21 protein-coding genes and 2 pseudogenes are annotated in these 23,288 nt (G+C 63.4%); 21 read left to right on the top strand and 2 right to left on the bottom strand.

From position 1 onward, the window contains the following. The first annotated feature begins 353 nt into the window (after nt 1-353). From Q8M85_RS08790 to Q8M85_RS08745, 10 genes and pseudogenes are all read left to right on the top strand, one after another. Nucleotides 354-545, top strand: coding sequence for a heavy-metal-associated domain-containing protein (locus Q8M85_RS08790; protein ID WP_305543091.1), 192 nt, complete (start codon nt 354-356; stop codon nt 543-545). 161 nt (nt 546-706) lie between these two features. Further along, nucleotides 707-3,229, top strand: a pseudogene (locus Q8M85_RS08785) (heavy metal translocating P-type ATPase). A gap of 11 nt (nt 3,230-3,240) precedes the next feature. Then, on the top strand, nt 3,241-3,498 hold the full coding sequence (locus Q8M85_RS08780) for a glutaredoxin domain-containing protein (RefSeq protein ID WP_305543089.1): 258 nt from the start codon (nt 3,241-3,243) through the stop codon (nt 3,496-3,498). Nucleotides 3,499-3,579: 81 nt separating this feature from the next. Then, nucleotides 3,580-4,035, top strand: a complete 456-nt coding sequence (gene cueR, locus Q8M85_RS08775; RefSeq protein ID WP_305543088.1) for a Cu(I)-responsive transcriptional regulator — start codon at nt 3,580-3,582, stop codon at nt 4,033-4,035. 26 nt (nt 4,036-4,061) lie between these two features. Next, nucleotides 4,062-6,372: pseudogene (locus Q8M85_RS08770) on the top strand (copper-translocating P-type ATPase). Between the two features lie 107 nt (nt 6,373-6,479). Next, complete coding sequence (locus Q8M85_RS08765; RefSeq protein WP_305543085.1) at nt 6,480-6,671, top strand: heavy-metal-associated domain-containing protein; 192 nt, start codon at nt 6,480-6,482, stop codon at nt 6,669-6,671. A gap of 100 nt (nt 6,672-6,771) precedes the next feature. Next, nucleotides 6,772-7,095 (top strand): hypothetical protein, encoded by a 324-nt coding sequence (locus Q8M85_RS08760; RefSeq protein ID WP_305543082.1) that lies wholly within the window; start codon nt 6,772-6,774, stop codon nt 7,093-7,095. 56 nt (nt 7,096-7,151) lie between these two features. Then, entirely contained in the window at nt 7,152-8,618 is a 1,467-nt protein-coding gene (locus Q8M85_RS08755) for a multicopper oxidase family protein (protein WP_305543079.1), read from the top strand. A gap of 11 nt (nt 8,619-8,629) precedes the next feature. After that, the gene (locus Q8M85_RS08750; protein ID WP_305543077.1) at nt 8,630-9,487 is read left to right on the top strand and encodes a hypothetical protein; all 858 of its coding nucleotides are present in this window, start codon (nt 8,630-8,632) and stop codon (nt 9,485-9,487) included. A gap of 3 nt (nt 9,488-9,490) precedes the next feature. Beyond that, complete coding sequence (locus Q8M85_RS08745; RefSeq protein WP_305543074.1) at nt 9,491-9,946, top strand: hypothetical protein; 456 nt, start codon at nt 9,491-9,493, stop codon at nt 9,944-9,946. Between the two features lie 728 nt (nt 9,947-10,674). On the opposite strand, the gene Q8M85_RS08740 is transcribed toward Q8M85_RS08745, so the two are convergent. Continuing rightward, complete coding sequence (locus tag Q8M85_RS08740) at nt 10,675-10,971, bottom strand: hypothetical protein (protein ID WP_305543066.1); 297 nt, start codon at nt 10,969-10,971, stop codon at nt 10,675-10,677. Nucleotides 10,972-11,268: 297 nt separating this feature from the next. Next, nucleotides 11,269-12,294 (bottom strand): LacI family DNA-binding transcriptional regulator, encoded by a 1,026-nt coding sequence (locus Q8M85_RS08735; protein WP_305543063.1) that lies wholly within the window; start codon nt 12,292-12,294, stop codon nt 11,269-11,271. 250 nt (nt 12,295-12,544) lie between these two features. On the opposite strand from Q8M85_RS08735, the gene Q8M85_RS08730 reads away from it, so the two are divergent. The 11 genes from Q8M85_RS08730 to Q8M85_RS08680 all read left to right on the top strand — a co-directional run bounded on the left by Q8M85_RS08730 (nt 12,545) and on the right by Q8M85_RS08680 (nt 22,904). Beyond that, nucleotides 12,545-13,555: a sterol desaturase family protein gene (locus Q8M85_RS08730; protein WP_305543061.1), complete on the top strand. Its 1,011-nt coding sequence runs from the start codon at nt 12,545-12,547 to the stop codon at nt 13,553-13,555. A 131-nt stretch (nt 13,556-13,686) separates the two neighbouring features. Beyond that, complete coding sequence (locus tag Q8M85_RS08725) at nt 13,687-14,667, top strand: sugar ABC transporter substrate-binding protein (RefSeq protein ID WP_305543058.1); 981 nt, start codon at nt 13,687-13,689, stop codon at nt 14,665-14,667. Nucleotides 14,668-14,735: 68 nt separating this feature from the next. Continuing rightward, nucleotides 14,736-15,713: a substrate-binding domain-containing protein gene (locus Q8M85_RS08720; protein ID WP_305543055.1), complete on the top strand. Its 978-nt coding sequence runs from the start codon at nt 14,736-14,738 to the stop codon at nt 15,711-15,713. A 64-nt stretch (nt 15,714-15,777) separates the two neighbouring features. Further along, nucleotides 15,778-16,785 (top strand): ABC transporter permease, encoded by a 1,008-nt coding sequence (locus Q8M85_RS08715; protein WP_305543052.1) that lies wholly within the window; start codon nt 15,778-15,780, stop codon nt 16,783-16,785. Further along, on the top strand, nt 16,785-17,600 hold the full coding sequence (locus tag Q8M85_RS08710; protein ID WP_305543049.1) for an ATP-binding cassette domain-containing protein: 816 nt from the start codon (nt 16,785-16,787) through the stop codon (nt 17,598-17,600). The genes Q8M85_RS08715 and Q8M85_RS08710 overlap by 1 nt, the downstream gene beginning before the upstream one ends. A gap of 112 nt (nt 17,601-17,712) precedes the next feature. Then, nucleotides 17,713-18,024 carry a MocE family 2Fe-2S type ferredoxin gene (locus Q8M85_RS08705; RefSeq protein WP_305543046.1) on the top strand — a complete coding sequence of 104 codons (312 nt, stop codon included), beginning with the start codon at nt 17,713-17,715 and terminating at the stop codon, nt 18,022-18,024. 17 nt (nt 18,025-18,041) lie between these two features. Beyond that, nucleotides 18,042-18,863 (top strand): 3-methyl-2-oxobutanoate hydroxymethyltransferase, encoded by an 822-nt coding sequence (locus Q8M85_RS08700; RefSeq protein WP_305543044.1) that lies wholly within the window; start codon nt 18,042-18,044, stop codon nt 18,861-18,863. 1 nt (nt 18,864) lies between these two features. Next, nucleotides 18,865-19,908, top strand: a complete 1,044-nt coding sequence (locus tag Q8M85_RS08695) for a Gfo/Idh/MocA family protein (RefSeq protein ID WP_305543041.1) — start codon at nt 18,865-18,867, stop codon at nt 19,906-19,908. After that, on the top strand, nt 19,901-20,905 hold the full coding sequence (locus Q8M85_RS08690; RefSeq protein ID WP_305543038.1) for a sterol desaturase family protein: 1,005 nt from the start codon (nt 19,901-19,903) through the stop codon (nt 20,903-20,905). The genes Q8M85_RS08695 and Q8M85_RS08690 overlap by 8 nt, the downstream gene beginning before the upstream one ends. 19 nt (nt 20,906-20,924) lie before the next feature. Next, on the top strand, nt 20,925-21,941 hold the full coding sequence (locus Q8M85_RS08685; RefSeq protein ID WP_305543035.1) for a Gfo/Idh/MocA family oxidoreductase: 1,017 nt from the start codon (nt 20,925-20,927) through the stop codon (nt 21,939-21,941). A gap of 3 nt (nt 21,942-21,944) precedes the next feature. Further along, nucleotides 21,945-22,904, top strand: coding sequence for a sugar phosphate isomerase/epimerase (locus Q8M85_RS08680; protein ID WP_305543032.1), 960 nt, complete (start codon nt 21,945-21,947; stop codon nt 22,902-22,904). Nucleotides 22,905-23,288: the final 384 nt, after the last annotated feature.

The raw sequence follows: 23,288 nt of genomic DNA, 5'->3' as shown, positions 1-23,288 counted from the left end.
GAAGATCCAGCTCAGACCTTCGTCGGTGAAGCCGAGGTCAGCCTGGATGGCGGGCAAGGCCACGCCGATTATCGAGGTGTCGAGGATCACGATGAACTGCGCGGCGCACAGAAGCGCCAGCGCCTTCCACCGCTTTGGATCGAGTAAGGGTGTCATGGTTTTCAGTCCTTCGCAGACCGGGGTTGGGCCGGGGCGAATCGCCCGGTCCTCCCTGTCGTCGCGGTTCCAACGCTGTCAGGGTCAAGCGGTCGGTCAGAAAATTCTTCCGCGGCCGGGGTGTTGACCCTCCAACACTGGGAAGCCCCATGTCGGCTGAACGGCACCTTCGCCGACAGCAATGAAAGGATCTGAAAATGCTTGAACTGACCCTTCCCGGAATGACCTGCGGTGGCTGCGCGCGTGGCGTGACGGCGGCGATCAAGTCCGTCGATCCGGCGGCCGAGGTCGTGACCGACGTCCCCGGCCGGACTGTCCGGGTCGAGACCTCTGCCAAGCCGGAGGTCATCAAGGCTGCGGTCGCCGAGGCCGGATATACCGCCGCTTGAGCACGTCGGCTGAGACGCACACGGATCGGGCCGGGAACGAATTCCCGGCCCGTTTCTTGTCCAGAGGGGCTTCCAGAGGCCGTGAGAACTCGCTTGACCCTGACATCGTTGGAAGCCCCAGAACCCGATTCGACGCACATCGCATCGAAAGGATTCCCACCATGAAGGACGTCATCGAAATCCCGTCCGGGACGGCCCAGGACAGCCTCGGCATCACCGGAATGACCTGCGCTTCTTGCGTTTCGCGGGTCGAGAAGGCCATCGCCCGGGTTCCCGGCGTGGCCTCCGCCTCGGTCAACCTGGCGACCGAGCGCGCCGACATCCGCTACGAAGACGCTCCGGGCCGCGAAGCAGTGATCACGGCGATCCGCGGTATTGGTTACGACGTCGAGGCCGCGACGCTGGAAGTCGGGATCGAAGGCATGACCTGCGCCTCCTGCGTTCTGCGGGTCTAGAAGGCGATTGCCGCCGTGCCGGGCGTGCTGACCGCTTCGGTCAACCTGGCGACCGAACGGGCGACCGTGCAGACCACCGACAGCTCACCCGCGATGACCCGTGCCATTGAGGCCGCGATCCGCGGGGCGGGGTATGAGCCGCAGGCGGCGCGGGTCGATGCCACCGGCAAGGCCACCGCGCGCGCGGAGGAACAGGGTCGCCTGAAGCGCGACCTTCTGATCGCGGGCGGGTTGACCCTGCCGATCTTCCTGCTGGAGATGGGCAGTCACCTCATCCCGGCACTGCACCACTGGCTGGCGATGAGCGTGGGTCGGACGCCGCTGTATCTGCTGTATTTCGTCCTAGCGACAATCGTGCAGTTCGGCCCCGGCCTGCGGTTTTACCGCAAGGGCGTCCCGGCGCTTCTGCGTCTGGCGCCTGACATGAACTCGCTGGTCGTGCTGGGGTCTTCCGCTGCCTGGGCCTATTCGGTCGTGGCGACCTTCGCGCCCACCCTGCTTCCGCAGGGCACGGCCAACGTCTACTTCGAGGCCTCCGCTGTCATCGTCACGCTGATCCTGCTGGGCCGCTTTCTGGAAGCCAAGGCAAAGGGCCGCACCTCCGAGGCGATCAGCCGGTTGATGGGTCTTCAGGCCAAGACCGCCCGCGTCCTGCGCGGTGCGGAGTTCGTCGATGTCGCACTGGACGAGGTGCAGCCGGGCGACGTGGTCCAGGTCCGCCCCGGCGACCGTGTCCCAGTCGACGGCACGGTGCTGACGGGCTCCTCCTTCGTGGACGAGGCGATGATCTCGGGTGAACCGGTGCCGGTGATGAAGTCCGAGGGTGCGTCCGTCACCGGCGGCACGATCAACAAGACCGGCAGCTTCACCTACCGGGCCGAGAAGGTCGGCGCGGACATGATGCTGTCGCAGATCATCCGCATGGTCGAAAGCGCGCAAGGGGCGAAGCTGCCGATCCAGGCGCTGGTCGACAAGGTCACGGCGTGGTTCGTGCCCGCGGTGATGCTGGCCGCAGCTGTGACGTTCGGCGTCTGGTGGATCTGGGGTCCCGACCCGGCGATCACCTTCGCGCTGGTCAACGCGGTCGCCGTCCTGATCATCGCCTGCCCCTGCGCGATGGGCCTGGCCACCCCGACCTCGATCATGGTTGGCACCGGGCGGGCGGCGGAACTGGGGGTCCTCTTCCGCAATGGCGAGGCGCTGCAAAGCCTGACCTCGGTCGATGTGGTCGCACTGGACAAGACCGGCACCCTGACCGAAGGCCGCCCGGTGCTGACCGACATGGTGCTAGCTGAGGGCTACGCTCGTTCGGTCGTTCTGGCCCTGGTCGCGTCTGCCGAGAGCGTTTCCGAGCATCCCGTCGCCACCGCGATCACCGAAGCGGCACGGGCTGAAGGGCTGATCCTGGCCGAGGCCGACGCCTTCGAGGCAATCCCGGGTTACGGTATCCGTGCCAGCGTCGCCGACCGCCTGGTCGAAGTGGGCGCTGACCGGTTCATGACCTCGCTTGGCCTTGACGTGACGGCCTTTGCCGAGGCTGCGGCTGCGCTTGCCTCCCGTGCGCGGACCCCGCTTTACGTCGCACTCGACGGCAAGGTGGCAGGACTTGTGGCTGTCGCCGATCCGATCAAGCCCACGACTCCGGCTGCGATTGCCGCCTTGCACAAGCTTGGTCTGAAGGTCGCGATGATCACCGGCGACAACCGGCGCACGGCCGAGGCCATCGCGGCAGAGCTTGGGATCGACGAAGTCGTGGCCGAGGTCCTGCCCGAGGGCAAGGTGGCCGCGCTGAAGGCGTTGCGTGACGGGGGCCGCAAGGTGGCCTTCGTCGGCGACGGGATCAACGATGCCCCGGCGCTGGCCGAGGCGGATGTGGGTCTGGCCGTTGGCACCGGCACGGATGTCGCCATCGAAAGCGCCGATGTGGTGCTGATGGGTGGTGACCTGGGTGGCGTGCCCAAAGCCATCGGTCTGTCCCGGGCCACGCTGCGCAACATCCGGCAGAACCTGTTCTGGGCCTTTGCCTACAACGCGGCCCTGATCCCCGTGGCGGCGGGGGTGCTTTACCCGCTGAACGGCACGCTCCTGTCGCCGATGCTGGCCGCTGGCGCGATGGCATTGTCGTCGGTCTTCGTTCTGGGCAACGCCCTTCGGCTCAAGCGCTTCGCCCCTGCGAACCCGGCGCGTCACGCGCCGGGAGAGGCCCTGTCCGCGCAAACCCTGTCCTGAAGGAGGCACCGATGTCCCATTCCCATGTCGAAATCTACACCACCCCCACCTGCCCCGACTGCGCCACGCTCAAGCGCTGGCTGACTTCCCAAGGCGTCCACTTTGTCGAGCGCGACCTGACTAATCCCCGCATCGCCGACGAGGCGCGCCGCCGGACCGGTCTGCGGATCGCGCCCATCACCCTGGTCGACGGCAAGGCGATCTGGGGCACGGCGGCCGAGCAGTTGCCGCGCCTTCGGCGGCTTTTGGCGACCGACCATGCCTTCTGAAGCAAGGTCGCACTTAGGGCTTGACCTTCCAACGATGGGAAGGCGCAGGCTGTTCTTGGTCGCCCAGAAGGGAGATGAGTCATGAACATCGGCGATATCGCGAAGGCCACCGGAATCTCGACCAAGATGATCCGCTACTACGAGGAGACCGGCCTGATCCGCCCCGCCACGCGGGCCCTGTCGGGATACCGGGTCTACTCGGACAACGACCTGCAGACGCTGCGCTTTGTCCGTCGCGCCCGCGACCTGGGCTTCACGGTCAAGCAGATCGACGATCTTTTGACCCTCTGGCGCGACCGCACCCGGGCCAGCGCCAGCGTGAAGGAGATCGCGATGGGCCACGTCGCGGCGCTGGAGAAGAAGATGCAGGAATTGAAGGACATGTCCGACACGCTGTTGCACCTGGCCTCACACTGCCACGGCGACGACCGGCCCGACTGCCCGATCCTGAAGACGCTCGGCAGCACCGAGGCCGTGGCGCCGCTTTCGAGGACACGCGACCGGCGCAAGACGCGGGCCTTCGACCGCGTTCGCTGAAGTCCCAGATCAAAATGGAGGCCGCCATGACCCACGATCACAGCCAAGCGCACGGGATCTACACCTGCCCGATGCACCCCGAGGTGCAACAGCACGGACCGGGGAACTGCCCGAAATGCGGCATGACGCTGGCGCCGGTCGAAGAACCCGCAATCAGGGCGAAGTCCGTGGCGACGGGCAGCTTTGACAAGGTGCCCGAAGGGTGGCGCGGGGTAATCTTCACCTGCCCCATGCATCCCGAGGTGCGGCAGACCAAACCCGGCTCCTGCCCGATCTGCGGCATGGGGCTGGAGAGGGATGCGACCGGCGCACTGGACGAAGGCCCGAACCCCGAACTGGTGGATTTCACCCGCCGGATGTGGGTGGGGGTCGCGCTGACGCTGCCCCTCCTCGTCCTCGGCATGGGGCCTTTGCTCGGGCTGGGCTGGATCCGAGAGGTCTTTGGCGAGAAGCAGTCGATGTGGATCGAACTGGCGCTGGGGACGGTGGTGGTCCTCTATTGTGGCTGGCCCTTCCTCGTTCGTGGCTGGGTGTCGTTCCGGACGTGGCGGCTGAACATGTTCAGCCTGATCGCGATGGGGGTGCTGGCCGCCTGGACGTTTAGCGTGGTGGGCGTCTTCGCACCACATATCTTCCCGGACGGCTTCCGGGACGAGCATGGCCATGTCGGCCTCTACTTCGAGGCGGCGGCGGTGATCGTAACACTGGTCCTCGTCGGTCAGGTGATGGAGCTGCAAGCCCGCGAGGGCACAGGCCGCGCCATCCGGGCGCTGCTGGACCTTGCGGCGAAGACCGCGCGGGTGATCCGGCCCGACGGGACCGAGACCGAACTGCCATTGGAAGAGGTTCAGGTCGGCGACCATCTGCGGGTCCGGCCGGGCGAAAAGATCCCGGTGGACGGGGTCGTGATTGAGGGGCGATCCTCGGTCGACGAAAGCATGATCTCGGGCGAGCCGGTTCCGGTTGAAAAGGTCTCTGACGACCCGGTGACGGGGGCCACTATCAACGGCACCGGAGCGCTGGTGATCCGGGCGACGCGGGTCGGGGCGGATACGGTGCTCAGCCAGATCGTCGAGATGGTCGCCAAAGCGCAAAGGTCGCGTGCGCCGATCCAGAAATACGCCGACTATGTCGCGGGATTGTTCGTGCCCGCAGTCATGGCTGTGGCGGTTCTGGCATTCCTCGCCTGGGCGATCTGGGGGCCGGAACGGGCGCTCTCTTACGGGTTGGTCGCAGCGGTCTCTGTCCTGATCATCGCCTGCCCCTGCGCGCTTGGGCTGGCGACGCCGATGTCAATCATGACCGCCACCGGGCGCGGCGCGCAGGCCGGGGTGCTGATCAAGAACGCCGAGGCGCTGGAACGGTTCGAGACGATCGACACGCTGATCGTCGACAAGACCGGCACTCTGACCGAAGGCAAGCCCCGGCTGATCGCGGTCCTGCCGGAACCCGGCCACGACGAGGCCGAGGTGCTGCGCCTTGCCGCCTCGCTGGAGCGTGGGTCGGAGCATCCGCTGGCCGAAGCCATCGTGCGCGGGGCCGAGGAGCGGGGAGTGCAGATGGTCGAGGCGAGCGATTTCGAGGCGATCACCGGCAAAGGCGTGAAGGGCGTCGTCGATGGCCGTCCGGTCGCGCTTGGCAACCTGCGGCTGGTGCAGGATATGGGCCTCAGCGGCGAAGCTCTGGTCGCCAAGGCCGATGCTCGACGCGACCAGGGCGAGACGGTGATGTTCGTCGTGCTGGACGGGGCGGTCGCCGGCTTGGTCAGCGTGGCCGACCCGGTGAAGGAAACCACCCCCGCCGCATTGAAGGCTTTGCACGCGCAGGGCCTGCGGATCATCATGGCGACTGGCGACTGGCGACAACGCCCGCACGGCGCAGGCCGTCGCCGCGCGCCTTGGGATCGACGAGATCCGCGCCGATGTGCTGCCGCAGGACAAGGCCCGCGTTATCCGCGAGTTGCAAGAAGCTGGGCACCGCGTGGCGATGGCCGGCGACGGCGTCAACGACGCCCCTGCGCTGGCGCAGGCCGACGTGGGCATCGCGATGGGCACCGGGGCGGATGTGGCGATCGAAAGTGCAGGGTTCACGCTGGTGAAGGGCAACCTCGACGGCATCGTCCGGGCGCACAAACTCTCGCGCGCGACGATGAGCAACATCCGGCAGAACCTGTTCTTCGCGCTGATCTACAACGCGGCAGGTATCCCGGTGGCGGCGGGTCTGCTTTATCCGTTCACCGGCATCCTGATCGGCCCGATCTTTGCTGCTTTCGCGATGAGCGCCTCGTCCCTCTCGATCGTGCTGAACGCGCTGCGGCTGAGGCGGGCAAGTATCTGATCCCCCATGCCGGAAAATTCGCGCCAGGGTCTTGACCTTCCCACGGTGGGAAGCCCCATCTTCACACAAGAAAGGCTGGAACGGATCCGGCCCAAGGAGACCAACCGATGCTATCCCTACATATCCCCAACTTGAACTGCGGCGGCTGCGCCCGGGGCGTCACGGCCGCTATCCAGGCGGTGGACGCCGAAGCCCGGGTCAATCCGGACCTGCCCGCCCGCACCATCGCGGTTGAAACCAGACTGCCCGAGGCCGCCGTCCGCGCGGCGCTGGCCGAGGCCGGGTTCGCCCCGGCCTGACGCCGCACAAGAACAGGCCCGGGGGCGCGCGGGATTGATCCTGGTCATGCCCGCCCCCAAAGGAAGCTGCCAACCTGCGCCAAGAAAGGAAGACTGATCGGTGCTGCGCATACTGGCCCTGATTTGCGCGTTCGCCCTGCTGCTGGCCCCCCTGGGCCCGGCGCAGGCGAATACGCCGTGCACGATGCTGGCAGTGTCGCAGGACGCGGTCCATGCCGCACATGGGCCTGACCATCAGATGCCGGTGTCTGGTCACGCGAGCCAGGCTTGCAAGCAGCATTGCGCAATCGTGGGCCTTCTGGCCCCGGCCGAGCCGGTCCTGATGCCGTTCCTGATCGGGGCCCAATCGCCGCGCGCTGTTGTGCGCTTGCTGCAATCTCGGCTGCCGGACCCATCGGAACGCCCGCCGAAACACCTGATCTGACCTTCTTCCCCTTCAGATCAGCGCCTCTTGGCGCCAACAGTTTCGGAGCAACGAACATGCAATCCCTCTCTCGTCGCGGCTTCCTTGCCGCCAGCGCGGCCCTTGCCGCCCCCCTTCTTCTCCCGCGCAGCTTGCGGGCCGAGACGCCCTTGCGCAGCCTGCGTGCCACGACCCGCACGCTGGACATCGGCGGTCGTGCCGTCAGTGTGAAGGGAATCCTGGACGACCAGGGTCGAAGCGGCCTTGTCCTGAACCCGGGCGAGGCCTTTCGCGTCGACCTCGTGAACGACCTGGACACGGAGACAATCCTTCACTGGCACGGTCAGATCCCGCCCAATGCTCAGGACGGCGTGCCCGACATGCCGCAACCCGCGCTTGCTGCGGGGGAACGGCGGTCCTTCGACTTCGCCGCCACGCCCGGCACGCACTGGATGCATTCGCACATCCCGGTGCAGGAGATGGAGCTTCTTGCCGCGCCCCTGATCGTGCGGCGGCCCGAGGACCTTGCCGCTGACCGGCAGGAGGTGTTGGTCCTGCTCCACGACCTCAGCTTCCGGCCCGCCGAGGAGGTATTGGCCGAGATCACCGGAGGCATGGGAGGCATGACGCATGACATGGGCGGCATGGCGCATGGCAAGGAGGGGATGGGTCACGACATGTCCGGCATGATGGATGGCGCGGTGATGGGCGGCATGTCGATGGGGGCGATGGACCTCAACGACTTCAACTTCGACGCCTATCTCGCCAACGACCGGACGCTTGACGCCCCCGAGGTCGTGGCGGTCGACAAGGGTGGTCGCGTGCTGCTCCGCATCATCAACGGCTCGGCTGCGACGGTGTTCTGGATTGATACCGGTGCGCTGCAGGGCCGGGCGGTGGCCACCGACGGGAACCCGATCAACCCTGTCGCGGGCACGCGCTTCGGTCTGGCGATGGGCCAGCGGCTGGACATCGAGCTGGACCTGCCGGTAGAAGGCGGGGCCTTCCCGGTGCTTGCGCTACGCGAGGGCGCGGTCGAGCGGACGGGGATCATCCTCGCCAGCAAAGGCGCGGCGGTCGAGCGGCTATCATCTTTGTCAGACACGACGCATCCGGCCTTCTCGGCTGACCTGGAGCAAGAGGCGCTGTTCAGCGCCGTGAAGCCACTGGCGGACCGCACAGTGGATCGCAGCGACAGTCTGATGCTGGGCGGGTCGATGATGCCCTATCTCTGGACCATCGACGGCCAAAGCTGGGGCACCCACCGACCCGTGCAGGCGCGCAGCGGGGAACGGGTCGCGCTGACCTACCACAACATGTCGATGATGGCCCATCCGATGCACCTGCACGGCCATCATTTCCAGGTCGTCGCCCTGAACGGCCGTGCCATCGCCGGGGCCCTGCGCGACACGGTCCATGTGCCGCCGATGAGCATGGTCACCGTTGCGCTCGACGCAGGAGAGGCCGCACGTTGGATGCTGCATTGTCACCACATGCCGCACCTTGCCACCGGCATGATGACCGAGTTCGTGGTGTCGGCATGAAGGGGAACCATATGATCCACCGTCTGGCATTGATCGCCGTCCTCGCCACGCCCGTCGCCGCCCAGGAGACGATGCCACTGTCCGACCTCATGGCAGCCACCCATGTCCACGGGATCGGCCCCGGCGCAGGCGGCGTGGACAGCCTGACGCTTGCAACTCACAACGGCCTTTGGGCCGTTGATCTGGCAAGTGACACAGCGACGCGGCTGGGTCCGTCGCAGGATGACTTCATGAGTTACTCGGCGGTCCCGGGCAGCCCCGGCACGGCCTTCGCCAGTGGCCATCCTGCGACAGGAGGGAACCTGGGGATCATCCGCACCGAGGATGGCGGACAGACATGGGCCCATGTCTCGGACGGCCTGGACGGGCCGGTCGACTTCCACAACATGGAGGTAAGCCGAGCCGACCCCGTAGTGATCTACGGTATCGGCCATGACGGCCGAGTCCAGCGCAGCGCGGATGGCGGGCAGACCTGGGACGCTTCGGGCCAGGCCCCGGAGAAGCTGATCGACATCGCCACCTCGCCAGAGGACGCCGCGCTGCTATACGCTGCAACCGAGGCGGGCCTGTTCCTCAGTGCCGATATGGGCGCGACCTGGACAGCGATGATCGAGGACGTTCCGGTATCGACCGTAGATTCCGGGGCAGATGGCGTGGTCCGGGCGGTCGACCTAGGTCAGGGGCTGGTCACGGTCGGCGCTGGCGGAGAGATCACCCTAGTTTCGGGCGACCTGCCGGACGGTTATCTCCTGCTGCTGACCACTACATCGGTCGATCCGCTACGTCTGGCGGCACTCTCCGCCAAGGGGAGGCTCGTCGTCTCGGACGACGCGGGCGTCACCTGGACCGATGTCCTGATCGATAAGTAGACCATGACCCTGCCCGCCGTCTCGCCTCTGCAACGACGGACCATCCTGCGTTTCCTTGGCGCGATGGCGTCGGGCAATCTCCTGTGGGAGTTGGGGCACATGCCGCTTTACACCTTCTGGGTCGAGGGCACCTGGGGCGAGATCGCCTATGCCGTCCTGCACTGCACGGTCGGCGACGTGATGATAGCAAGTGTCTGCCTACTTCTGTCTCTGGCCGTGGTCGGCCGAAGCGCCTGGCCCCTGAAGCGGTTCGGCGCGGTCGCTGCTGCCACCATGCTCCTTGCCTTGAGCTATACAGTCTTCTCGGAATGGCTGAACACAGAAGTGCGGGGCGTCTGGGCCTACCGGGACGCCATGCCGCGTTTTCCCGGGCTGGGCACGGGCGTGACCCCGGTCCTGCAATGGATCGTCGTGCCACTGCTGGCCTTCCAGTGGTCGAAGCTGAGGGCGGTCGAGTAGCAGGGGATGTCTAAGCTTTTGTGACTGATGGTTGGCAATGCCGCCTTCGCTTTGGGGTGAACCTCAATGCGGGGACGGGGACACCCTGTCGCAGATCTGGGGCGGCTCTTCACCGTTTGGTCAACCGCGCAGCGACACAGGATGCCGAGCAGGCACGACGTAGGCCTCAAGGCCGGACCGGACACCCAAGGATAACCAACCCGCCCGCTTACCTGCCTGCATGGCCGCTGCCGGAATTGACTTTCCCCCTTGGATGCAGGGCTGGACAGCCTTGCGGCAGCTTGCGCTGTCCATCCTTCTTACTGCCTTCTTGGCGCCGGTGCTGCAAGCTCCGGCCAAGTTCGGCGCTGGACCCAACGCGATCCACGAGAACCACGCCGTCATGACTGGCCGTTGCGTCGGGGATAACACGAAGCAGCTGGCGGACTCCGCCCTGAATTGCACCAGCGATCCGGGCGGCATCTGCTGTCCGGCAAGCCTAGCCGTGGTCCCGCCCGCTGGGCCGCAGTCTGTCGCCCTGCAGCAGGCTGGCGAAAGCTCCCGACCGGAGTCGCCTGTCTTGCGCGCAAGAATCCCCGATCGCCTGTTCCGACTGCCACAGACCGTCGTTCTGTGACGCGCCGAACCTGCGCATGAAGTTTTACGCCGCTCCTCCGGATTGTTGCAGGCGCACCCACGGGTTGTCCGAGATGAACCGAACCGCCATCACCTTATCGCTTGCCCTTCTATCAGGACTGCTTGCCCTTGCACATGAAGGGCACGATCGCCTTCGCTGCCGTCGCGCCGACTGCCTGGTCGAGCGCAAGCCGCATCAGGTAAGCGGGGTCGACCTCCAGCGCCTTCGCGTGGGACGGCACACGGTCGAGGGGGACCTTATTCCGACCGTTCTTCAGGAAGGTCATCATGTTCGCGTTGGGGAAGCCCGCCTCGCTGGCGATCTCGGCCTGGGTCGTCTTGTGTTCGAGGTCGCGGATACGGTCAGTGATTAGTCTTTCGGTCGCGGTGTTTTGATAGGGGTTGGTCATATCGTCTCTCATGTGGTTGGTCACATGAGTTACTTACCTGCGTGCACCGGTGCGGTCGGGTGGGAACAGAGTGGTTAGACTTGGAGCTTCTGCGAACGCGAAGTCCTAGAGAAACGTCCTTACGTCGATGGGGAAGCACTTTGCCCCAGCCGGTCTTGGATGGATGAATCCTCCGCTCCCATCATCGAGTGACCCCTCTTGGCCCAAAACGTCCGTTCAACCTGCTCGGAACCTATCGCCGCGGCCGCGAAAATCGGTCATTCGCATCTGCGAATGCTTGAGCCACCGGCATCTAGATCAGATGTTCTCCCGATTATGCATGTCGAATGGAGTCACGCTTGACCAGTTGCCGCCATGGCGGTTGGTGGTGGCTTTGACCATGCCTCGGATCAGGTCACGGGACATGCGGTCTAGGGGGTGGGAGATGACCAGGGTTAGCGTGCCATCCAGTAGGGCGGTGCGGGTGACGTTTGTCAGCTCGTCCCCGATGACAACCATCTTGCCTGCGGTGCCGTGCGCGCGCAGCGCGGCGATCGCCCCGCTGATGCCGCCGCCCGTGATGTAGAGCCCCGCGAGATCTGGATGGTCGGTCATGAGTTTTTCCGTCACCTCTTGCGCGACGGTCGAGGACTCGTAGGTGGACAGCGGTTCCAGTAGGGTGAATTCCGGCTCGTTCTCGCGGAAATACGAGCGGAACCCGATCTCTTTCATCTCCTGGTTCCGATAGCGGTGGCTGCCCGTGATAATGCCGATCTTGCCTGGTTTCTTGCAATGGCTCGCAATGGTCCAGGCCGACGTGCGACCGACCTTCCAGTTGTCGAGTCCAATGTAATGCATCTGCCCTGCCGCCGACAGCTGGGTGATAAAGGCGAAGACATGCACGCCGCGCGCAGCGATTTCTTCGACAGCGTGGATGACTTGCGGGTGGACCGCCGACGTGATGGCGATGGCCTGACACTCCTGTGCCAGGGCCAGAGCGGCCTCTGCGGTGTTCTGCGGCGAGAGGTCTTCCAGAAAATCGATTCGCATCTCGATGTCGGCTTCAGTCACTGACGCGGCCGCGTCACGAAGTGCAGCCGCGACGTTCTGGTAGAAGGGGCGGTGAGGTTGCAAGAGCAATGCACCGAAACGAAGTTTGGGGCGGCTGGATGCGACCCGGCTCTGGATCGTTCCCAGCCCATAAAACCCAATTCTTTCTGCAGCTTCCTTGACTGCATCGCGACGTGCAGCGGTGACGCCCACGTCGCCTGCGATCACGCGGTTCACCGTGGAAACAGAGACTCCAGAAGCCTTTGCTAGGTCGCGGATAGTGGGGCGGTCCATGCAGCCTCCATGAGACAATTTATCTCAAAACTACCGAATCTTGAGATAGAAGAAACGATATTTCATCCTGACCATCATCTGCGCTTGATTTGATTCACGTCAAGGCGTCATTCATTCGTCAAGCGCGGACCTGAGGCCTTTGGACGCAGGACCGCCAGACGGGGGGCATTCGAGCAACAACGCAGCGCAAGCACGGCTTTGCCGGGCGCGGCTTTTTGCTGCCTGTCACCAGACGAAGCGGGAGTGGACGATGGACGATCTGAAATACGGCACGCGTAACAAGCGGGGCGACTGGGCTCCGAAAGATCCGCTGGAGGTTGCGCCCTTCTGGCAGTGGCCGCTCAAGCCCGGGAAAATACTGGGCTGGCTTCCAAACTACATCTGGCCGTGGAACACGCTGCACATGGCGATCACTCTAGCCTACTGGTATCTCGTGATACCTGACCCCGAGGTAATGAAAACCCTGTCCTGGGGCTGGGCGCTTTGGCTTTACGCGGTGAACGCAGGCGCGATCTTTGTGATCTACGGATCAGTGGAACTGTTCTACTACGCCAAGCGCAAACAGGGAAACCGCTTCAAATACAATGCGAAGTTCCCGTCGGAGAACCCGTCTGACGTGTTCTGGTTCAAGTCGCAGAACATCGACAACTTCCTGCGGTCCTTCTTCATATCGATCCCGCTCTGGACGCTGGTGGAAGTTCTCTTCTTGCACGCGTTTGCATCGGGCTACGCTCCGTGGCTGACCTGGGCGGACAACCCGTTTTACCTCGCGGCGCTGTGCTTCATCGTGCCTGCCATCCACGAGGTGCACTTCTTCTTCATCCACCGCCTGATTCACACGCCCTTACTTTATAAGTGGATCCATTCGGTTCATCACAACTCGATCAACCCGAGCCCCTGGTCGTCGCTGTCGATGCATCCGGTCGAAGGGTTCCTATATCACGCCGTGGCCTTCTGGCATCTGGTGATCCCGTCGAACCCGATCGTGGCGCTGTTCCAACTGCATGTTGCGGGCTTCGGGGCAATCAACGGGCATATCGGTTTCGAAAAGCTCGAACTGACCGACGAGAAGGCGATCAGCAGCGAAGCCTATGCGCACTACCTGCACCACAAATACTTCGAAGTGAACTACGGCGGCGAGGGGCTGATCCCCTTGGATAAGTGGTTCGGCACTTGGCACGACGGCTCGAAAGAGGGTGATGCCATGATGAATGCCCGTTTCGAAAAGAAGAAAGCCAAGCTCAACGCAAGATCAGCCTGAGCAGCACCGAATTTCGGCAGCGCAGACGAGGAGGTCTGCACTGCCGGAAAGAACCGGCCATTCGACCGACGAATGGTCAAACATCCAAGCGAAAACCGCCAGACGGGCGGCATATCAGGGAGGAAACAGAGATGACATTTTCCAAGGGCTTCATGCGCGCAGCGCTGACGGCCGTGGCACTGACGCTGACGGCAGGTGCCGTCATGGCCGAAGGCACCACCATCGCCGTGGTGGGCGGCAAGGCGGACGACCCGTTTTTTGCCAAGGTCAAGAAGGGGATCGACGACGCAACGCTTGTCGTCGAAGCGCACGGCGGCAGCGTCAATTACCTGATGCTCCAGAACTACGACAACATCGGAGGCGACGCAGCGAATCTGATCCGAACCGCCATTTCTCAGGGTGCCAGCGTCATCGCCGCGCCGAACTGGGTGCCGGACACGATGGACGAAGCTTACAAGGCTGCTCTGGCCGCCGGTATCCCCGTCATGCTCTACAACGCGGGCGGTGGCGACAAGGCCAAGGAACTGGGTGCCATCAACTATATCGGCAACGAAGAGTATCCCGCAGGTCTGGCCGGTGGCGAATACTTCGGATCGCACGGGCAGAAGAACGTGATCTGCGTCAACACCGTTCCGGGCGCGCAGAACCTTGAGGACCGCTGCAAGGGCATCTCGGATGGCATCACCAAGTCCGGTGGCGTTTCGACCCAGCTGCCGCTTCCAGCGTCCAGCTTCGGCGATCCGACCGCTGTCGCCGAGGCGATCAAGGCGACGCTTCTGAAAGACCCGACCATCGACGGAGTCGTGACCGTATCGGCGGGTGACGCCAACAGCGCTGCCACCGGCATCGATCAGGCCGGTGCTACTGGCAAGGTCGCCCTGGCGTCCTTTGACATGGACGGGGCCGGACTGGACCGCATCAAGGCTGGCACCCAGCTTTATGCCATCGACCAGCAGCCCTGGCTACAAGGCTTCCTCGCCGTCACGATGTCGGATGCTTACGTCAACTACGGCCTCGACCTGGCGACGACACCGGTTCTGACCGGGCCAGGGATCGTCGATGCGTCCAACATCGACGCAACGCTGGCCGGTGCAGGCGCCGGTTACCGGTAATCCACCCATAAAGAGAAACTGTTTCGTCCACGGGGCTTTTCCCCGTGGACGCCAAAGGGAGAGAGACCTTGAAATACACCAAAATCCTGACCACGCTCGCCACCGTTTCAGCCATCGCGCTGAGCGCCGGGGCGGCAATGGCCGAAGGCGCGAAGATCTTTGTGGTCGGCGGCAAGGCAGATGACTCGTTCTGGTCCATCGTCAAACGTGGTGCTGATGACGCAGGCAAGCTGGTTGCCGAACAGGGCGGATCGGTGACGTGGCTTGGGCCGCAGAACTACGACAACCTCGGCCCTGACGCGGCCAACCTGATCCGCACCGCCATTTCGCAGGGTGCGACCGCAATCGTCGCGCCGAACTGGGTGCCGGAAGCGATGGACGAAGCCTTCAAGGCCGTCGTCGATGCAGGCATCCCGCTGGTGATTTACAATGCCGGTGGAGTCGATGCGGCAGACCGTCTTGGCGCGATGAACTATGTCGGATCGGACGACTACCAGACCGGACTCGCAGCAGGCGAATACTTCGTCAAGAACGGCCAGACCAAGCTGATCTGCGTGAACACCCTTCCGGGTGCGGCCAACCTCGAGGCCCAGTGCAAGGGTCTTGCCGACGGAGCGGCCAAGAACGGCGGCTCGGCCGAGCAGCTGCCGCTGCCCTCGACCTCGTTCGGGGATGCGACCGCCGTCACCCAGGCCGTTGCTGCCTACCTTCAGCAGAATGCCGATGTGACCGGCGTCTACACCATAGGCAACATGGACGCGGTTTCGGCCAATGTGGCGATCGCGCAAGCGGGTGCGGTTGACCGAGTCAAGCTGGGCGGGATGAACATGGACCAGACCATCCTGGACAACATCAAGGCCGGGACCCAGCTCTTTGCGATGGATCAGGAAGACTACTACCAGGGCTTCCTCGCCGTCACGATCCTGAACAACTACGTCAACTACGGCCTCAGTGTGCCAACGCGCCAGATTCTGACCGGACCGGGCATCGTCGATGCATCGAACGTCGATGCGACGCTGGCCGGTGTGGCTGCGGGCGTCCGCTAAGACACTTCGGAGACCGGCACCGCGCCGGTCTCTGTTCTTGGCCCCGACCATTCGGAGAACCATCATGTCCTCATCCCCCAGCCTTTCCATCGGTGCGCTGCTGCGCCGACCTGAAACCGGCTCGTTCCTTGGCCTTGTCGCCGTGTTCCTGTTTTTCACGGCCTTCGGTGGGACAAACTTTGCCTCGCCCACGGGGGCGGCAAGCTGGTTGAACGTGGCGGCACAACTTGGCATCGTGGCGATCCCGATCGGGCTTTTGATGATCGCGGGCGAGTTGGACATTTCCATCGGCTCGATCATTCCCGCCGGGTCGATGACCTGCGCGATCATCTCTGGCTATTACGATCTGCCGATCTGGATCGGGGTCGGGGCGGCTCTGGCCCTTGGGGCGGTGATCGGGCTGATCAACGGCATCCTCGTGATCCGCACCGCAGTGCCGTCTTTCATCGTCACGCTGGGAACGCTGTTCGCGGTGGCAGGCATGACGCTGGGCTTTTCGGTTCTGGTTACAGGCACCACGAGTGTCGCCATCAAGGTGCCGGAGGCGAAGTGGCTGCTGGGTGATTTCATCGCCGGAATCTATCAGGTCACGATCTTCTGGTGGATCGGGGCGGCGCTGTTCTGGAGTTTCGTGCTGCACGCATCGCCTCTGGGGAACTGGATCTTCGCAATGGGGGGCGACAAGGTTTCCGCTCGCAACGCGGGCATCCCGACCGAGCGTATGACAGTGATGCTGTTTGTCTGCTCTGGCATGAGCGCTGCTTTCGTCGGCCTGAGCCAAGCCATCCTCTACAACTCGGCGCAGGTGTCGGCCGGGCAGAGCTACATCTTCAACTCGATCATTTCGGTCGTCGTCGGCGGCGTGCTGCTGACCGGAGGATACGGGTCGGTCTTCGGCATCGTTCTGGGCACTCTGACCTTCGCGGTAGTGTCCCAAGGCATCTACTTCACCGGCTTTGATGCCAACTGGGCGAGCCTCATCATCGGCGTCCTGCTTCTTGGCGCGGTCCTGATGAACAACACCTTCCGCAAGGCGGCGCTGAGCTACACGCCGAAGAAAGGAACCAAGTGATGGCCGCTCCGATCCTCAAGCTATCGAACGTCAGCAAAAGCTTCGGGCCCATCGACGTCTTGCACGACATCAGCCTCGAAGTCCGTGCGGGTGAAGTTCTGTGCCTTCTGGGCGACAACGGTGCCGGCAAGTCGACGCTGATCAAGCTGATGTCCGGGGTCTATCAACCGACCGCCGGCCGCATAGAGATGGACGGCAAGGAAGACCATTTCCCCAACCCGCGCGCGGCTGCGGAAAAGGGCATCGCGACCGTTCACCAGTTCGGTGGGACGTTCCCGCTGATGTCCATCGGCCGGTCGTTCTTTGTCGGTGTCGAGCCAACCAAGGGCTGGGGTCCGTTCAAGGTTTACGATCGCAAAAAGGCCAACGCCATTGCGGTCGAGGCGGTGCAAAAGCTTGGCATCACCCGCATCACCGATGGCGATCGTCTGGTCGGTGGCCTGTCGGGTGGCGAGCGGCAGTCGCTGGCGATTGCACGCGCCGTGCACTTCGGGGCGCGGGTGCTGATCCTGGACGAGCCCACGGCCGCCTTGGGCGTGAAACAGGCGACCCACGTCCTGCGGATCGTGAACGAAGCCAAGCGGCGCGGGTTGGCGGTCATCTTCATCACCCACCAGGTGATGCACGCGATGGCCGTGGGCGACCACTTCGCCGTCCTTATCCGCGGGGCCATCGCTTCGGATTTCCGCAAGGGTGAAAAGACCCGCGAGGAGATCACCGATCTGATGGCCGGTGGCGCGTCGATGGCCAACCTGGAGGCTGAGATCGAAAGCGCCTTTGGCGAGGACGACGAGAAGACGCCCCGCGTGGCGTGACGGAACACCGGAGCGGGAGTCCTTCCCCCGCCGTCCGGCAAAGCCTCGTCCGGTTGCGGTTCACTCGCGACCGGACGGGCAAAAACACCAACCTGAACAAAGGCAACACATCATGCCCAGCTGGACCCGCGCCTGCGCAACCGACGACATCGAACCCGACGACATGATCCGCTTCGACCACGGCAGCCAGACCTTCATCATCGTCCGCAGCGAAGAGGATGAATTCTTCGCGATGGATGGCATCTGTTCGCACGAGCATGTGCATCTCTGCGGCGGCCTGGTGATGGAGGGCATCGTCGAATGCCCAAAGCACAACGCGACGTTCGACTATCGCACGGGTGAGGCGAAGCGGGCACCAGCCTGCATCAACCTGAAGACCTTCCCGGTCAAAGTCGAAGGCGGCGACGTCTTTGTTGAAATCTGACTGAGCCCGAGGACATCATGCACAAATCATCCCGCCCCACGGTCCATGACATGCGCGCCATGAAGGCGCGGGGTCAGAAGATCTCGATGCTCTATGTCTCGACGCTGGACGAGGCCGCTGCCGCCAGCGCGGCTGGTATCGACATGCTGTCGATTGAAGCGCGCTTCTTTTCCCCGGCCATGCGCGAAGCTGCCGGAAGCTGCTTCGTGCAGGTCGGCTTGCCCTATGGCGGATGGGGTCGCCTGAACGGGTCCTATCTCGCAACGCCCGAAGACTACCTGCGCGCCGCTTTCCAGTTCTCAGAGATGGGCGGCGACTGCTTCTATTGCTCGGCGTCCTACGAAATCCAGAAGACACTGTGCGACAACCACCTGCCGGTTGTCGCCCATGTCGGTCTGATCCCATCCTACATCACCTGGACAGGCTGGCGGGCCGTCGGAAAGACCGCGGTCGAGGCAGAGCAGGTCTGGAAGCATGTGAAGCGCCTGGAAGCCATCGGTTGTTTCGGGGCCGAGCTTGAGGTGGTGCCGGACCGTCTGGGCGAATTCCTGTCGAAGAACTCCTCGCTCATCATGCTGGGTATGGGCGGCGGGCCGGGGGCGGATGCGCAATATCTGTTCGCCGAGGACGTGCTGGGCCATACCGACGGCCACAAGCCGCGCCACGCCAAGACCTATCGCAACTTCGCCGCTGAGTTCGCGAAGCTGCAACAGGAACGGATCGCGGCCTTCGGCGAATACATCGCCGATGTGCGGTCCGGTTCCTACCCCGCACCCGAACATAACGTGACGATGGCAGACGACGAGTTCGACGCGTTCATGGCATCGGTCGGGGCCTGATATGCTTCGGATCGGAGTGGTCGGATACGGAACGGGCGGCAAGCATTTCCATGCTCCGTTCATTCAGGCTGCGCGCGGATGCACGTTGGCCGGGGTGGTAGCCCGCGCCGAGAAGACGATCGCCGCGGCTAAAGCCGATCTGCCTGACCAGCCGATCTATCCCAGCCTGACGGCAATGATCGCTTCGGGCCAAGTAGATGCGGTGGCGATCACCACGCCACCGGAAACCCGCCGCGAACTGGTCCTCGAGGCTATTGCTGCAGGACTCCATGTCGTGGCCGATAAGCCTTTCGCCCCGGATGCGGCCAGGGCGCGGGACTTCGACCGCGCCGCGAAGGCCAAGGGTGTGGTGCTGGGGGTCTACCAGAACCGTCGCTTCGACAGTGATATCCAGACGCTGAGGCAGGTCTTGATTGACCGGCGTCTGGGTCGCCTGTGGCGCATCCATTCGCGGATGGACTTCGACGATCCCGCAACGCTCGAGGCCGGTCCTACAGGAGGGCTGCTGCGTGATCTGGGCAGTCATCTGGTCGACCAGATGCTGTGGCTGCTTGGACCAGCTATTTCGGTTGATGCACAGATGGATCATGTCAATTTGCCAGGAGGCCGCACGGACGCCAGTTTCACGATCACCTTGCGTCATGAAAGTGGAGTTCATTCGCATATCTCGGCAACCAAGCTGAACCGGCTGAACTGCCGCGAATTGCGCGCCTATGGCGAGGCAGGGTCCTACGTTACGCAAAGCACCGACATCCAGGCGCAACAGCTTTTTTCGGGAAAGCGGCCGGCCGCCGATCCAACGACATGGGGTTACGAACCCGAAACCCATTGGGGAACGCTCAGAACAGTAACCGGAGCAGAGATCATCCGAGCCGCGCAAGGGCGATACCACGACTACTATGATCTGTTTGCAGCTGCCGTCCGCAATGGCACTCCACCGCCCGTGACCGCCGAGGTCGGCGCGCGGACTTTGGCAGTGCTCGATGCCGCCCGGCAAAGCGACCTGGAAAACCGTTCGATCACTCTGGATGTGCCGCATGGATGACCTGAAGTTCGGCACGCGCAACAAGCGGGGGGACTATACCCCGAACGAGCCTTTGACCATCGCACCCTTGCTGGTCTGGCCGCCGCGACCGCTGGCGCTGTTGCGTTGGTTGCCAGGGTATCTGTTGCCCTGGAACGCACTCTTCTTCGCCTTGGGCGCGGTTTGGTGGTTCTACCTGACACCGGCGAAGGAGACGATGCAGACCTACGCGTGGGGCTGGGTGCTGTGGGTCTTTGCCCGCAACTGCGCGGCCGCTCTGTTGGTCTTCGGCCTACTGGAACTGCGTCTTTACATACTTCGCCGCCAAGGAACGCGGTTCAAGTTCAACGCCAAGTTTCCGGCCGACGTGCCCAGTGACGTATTCTGGTTCAAGTCGCAGAACATCGACAACATCCTGCGGACCTTTGGCACGGGCCTGCCGATCTGGACGGCGTATGAGGTTTTCCTGCTGCACGCATGGGCCAACAGTTGGGGGCCTTGGACCACGTTCGAAGCCCATCCGTGGTTATTGGCCCTGTTCGGCCTTGCTCTGCCGCTGATCCACGAGCTGCATTTCTATTGCATCCATCGGCTGATCCACGTGCCGGTTCTGTATAAGTGGATCCACTCGGTCCACCACAACTCGGTCAATCCAAGCCCGTGGTCATCGCTGTCGATGCACCCTGTCGAGCATCTGCTTTACTGGTCCGACAGCTTGATCCACCTAATCGTGCCGTCGCATCCCCTCCTGGTGCTTTACCACCTGCACATCACTGGAACTGGGGCGGTCGTCGGCCATATCGGGTTCGACAAGATCGAGACGGGGCCGGATGGCGCGGTCAGCAGCCATGCCTTCGCGCACTACCTGCACCACAAGTATTTCGAGGTGAACTATGCCGACGGGTCCATCCCCTTGGACCAGTGGTTCGGCACCTGGCACGACGGCACCAAAGAGGGCGATGCCATGATGAATGCCCGCTTCGAGCAGAAGAAAGCCCGCCTGAACGCAGGCAAATGAAAGAGACGAGGAGACGAACATGACCATCCGTATCGCCGTGATCGGCGCAGGTTTGATGGGGGGCGACCACGCCCGCATCTTTGCCGAGGATCTGCCGGGGGCGAGCCTTCAGGTCGTCTGTGATGCGTCCGAAACGCGCGCGCGGGCCGTGGCCGATGCCTATGGCGCGGCCGATGTGGCAAGCGACGCTTCGGCGGTGATCGCGCGGGCCGATGTCGATGCCGTCGTGATTGCAAGTCCCGACTTCACTCACGCGCCGTTGTCCTTGGCCGCTATCGCCGCAGGAAAGCCGGTGCTGTGCGAAAAGCCGCTGTCTCAGTCTTCGGTGGAGTGCGTGCAGGTAATGGACGCGGAACAGGCCGCGGGCCGCCGCTTCATCCAGCTTGGCTTCATGCGCCGCTACGACCAATCCTACGCCGAAATGAAAGCCGCTCTCGCCGACGGCTCGCTGGGCCGCGCCCTGATGATGCACAACTTCCACCGCAACGTCGAAACCCCGGCGTCCGATTTCACTGGGGCTATGGCGATCACGAACTCCGCTCCGCACGAGTTCGACGTGGTGCGCCATGTGCTTGGCACGGAATACGCAACGATCTCGGCCTATCAGCCGAAACGGTCCGATGCCCTTGTGGCTCCGGTCTTCATGGTTCTGGAAACTGTCAGTGGTCAGCTGGTCAGTATCGAGATCAACAACAACGCTGCCTATGGCTATGACGTCCGTGCCGAGTTGGTCGGCGAAGGCGGATCGGTCGCCATGAGTGCGGTTAGCTACACGACCCGCGACGCCTCGCTGAGCCATTCGGCGGCTTATGCCAGCGACTGGCGCGCGCGCTATGCCGAAGCCTATCGCCAGCAGAACAAGGACTTCCTACGCTTCGTGACGACCGGAGTGTTCCCCGTGATCGCTTCGGATGCGTGGGATGGCTATGCCGCCGCCGTTGTTGCCCAGGCGGGTGTGAAAGCCTTGTCTCAGGGCGTGAGGATGCCCGTCTCGATGCCAGTGAAACCATCTCTCTACGCTCACAAGGGGATCTGACCCATGAAACTCGGCTTCGTTTCCGACAGCCTAGGTGCAATGCCGTTCGCCACCATGCTCGATCACGCCGCTCGCATGGGCGTGCAGGGGGTCGAAGTGAACACAGGCGGGTGGTCGACCGCCCCGCACCTGAACCTTGCTGACATGCTGAAAAGCGCCGAGGCGCGGCGTGCGTTTCAGACGGCTTTCGCCGATCGTGGGCTCGAGGTGATCTCCCTCAACGCGAACGGCAACCCTCTGCATCCCACTGATCCGGCGCAGGGCGCGTGCCTGCGCGACACGATCCGTCTGGCAGGCGAAATGGGCATCAAGACGGTCTGCACCATGTCGGGTCTTCCGGCTGGCCGCGACGGCGATCTGATGCCGAATTGGGTAGTCTCCTCTTGGCCCCCCGAAACGCAGACCATGCTGCGCTATCAGTGGGAGGAAAAGCTCCTGCCGTTCTGGACTGAGATTGTTACGCTGTCGAAATCCTGCGGCGTCGAAAGGATCGCGCTCGAGCTGCACGGCAATCAGTGCGTTTACAACGTCCCGTCGCTTCTTAAGCTGCGTTCGATGGTCGGCTCTGTTGTTGGCGCGAACCTTGACACCAGCCATCTGTTCTGGATGGGTGCTGACCCGCTGATCGCGGCTGAGGCGCTGGGTGACGCCGTCTACCACGTCCATGCCAAGGACACCTTCCTGAACGCCCCTGTCCAAGCAACGACCAGCCTTCTGGAAAACGGCTCTCTGATGGACATCCAGAAGCGCTCATGGTCCTACATCACGCTCGGCTTCGGACACGGCGAGGAATGGTGGCGGCAGTTCTGCTATCGGCTGAAGATGGGCGGATACGACGGTTGGCTGTCGATCGAGCATGAGGATGTGATGCTCAACAGTCTCGAAGGTCTGGAAAAGTCGGTGACCCTTCTTCAGGGCGTCATGCCGAAAGCCGCAGCCGATTACGCACCGCAGGCGATCTGATCGCGCAGTGCATCGCGAGTGTCCGCGCAACCGGGTGCGGATTGTGCGGAATAGCAGATTTGGGAAAACTCTGCCCTTTGGCGATCGGAAAGACGAAGGACCGCTTCCGGCCCAAAGCTGCCACAGGTCCTCCGCCGCGCCAGAGTGCAATGAAAATGGACTGCCCCCCGCCCAGCGTCGCTCGGCTTTTCTGTCGAACACGGTGGGAGGCAGAAGCAAGTTGGTCCATCCCAGCAAACAGCATGAGCTACTCCCCGATCCTTGGACAGTTTTTCGGGTTGTTTAAGCTACAGCCTGCACCTGCTGATCGGCTTCGATGGTGTTGAAGTAGACCACGGCGGGAGGTTGACCGCCATGGGCAGTATGTGGGCGTTGGTGGTTGTA

This window comes from Tabrizicola sp. (assembly GCF_030694085.1).
Classification (GTDB): Bacteria; Pseudomonadota; Alphaproteobacteria; order Rhodobacterales; family Rhodobacteraceae; genus Tabrizicola.
Note: the sequence above shows the minus strand (reverse complement) of the source record. Positions and strands in the feature narration are given on the sequence as shown.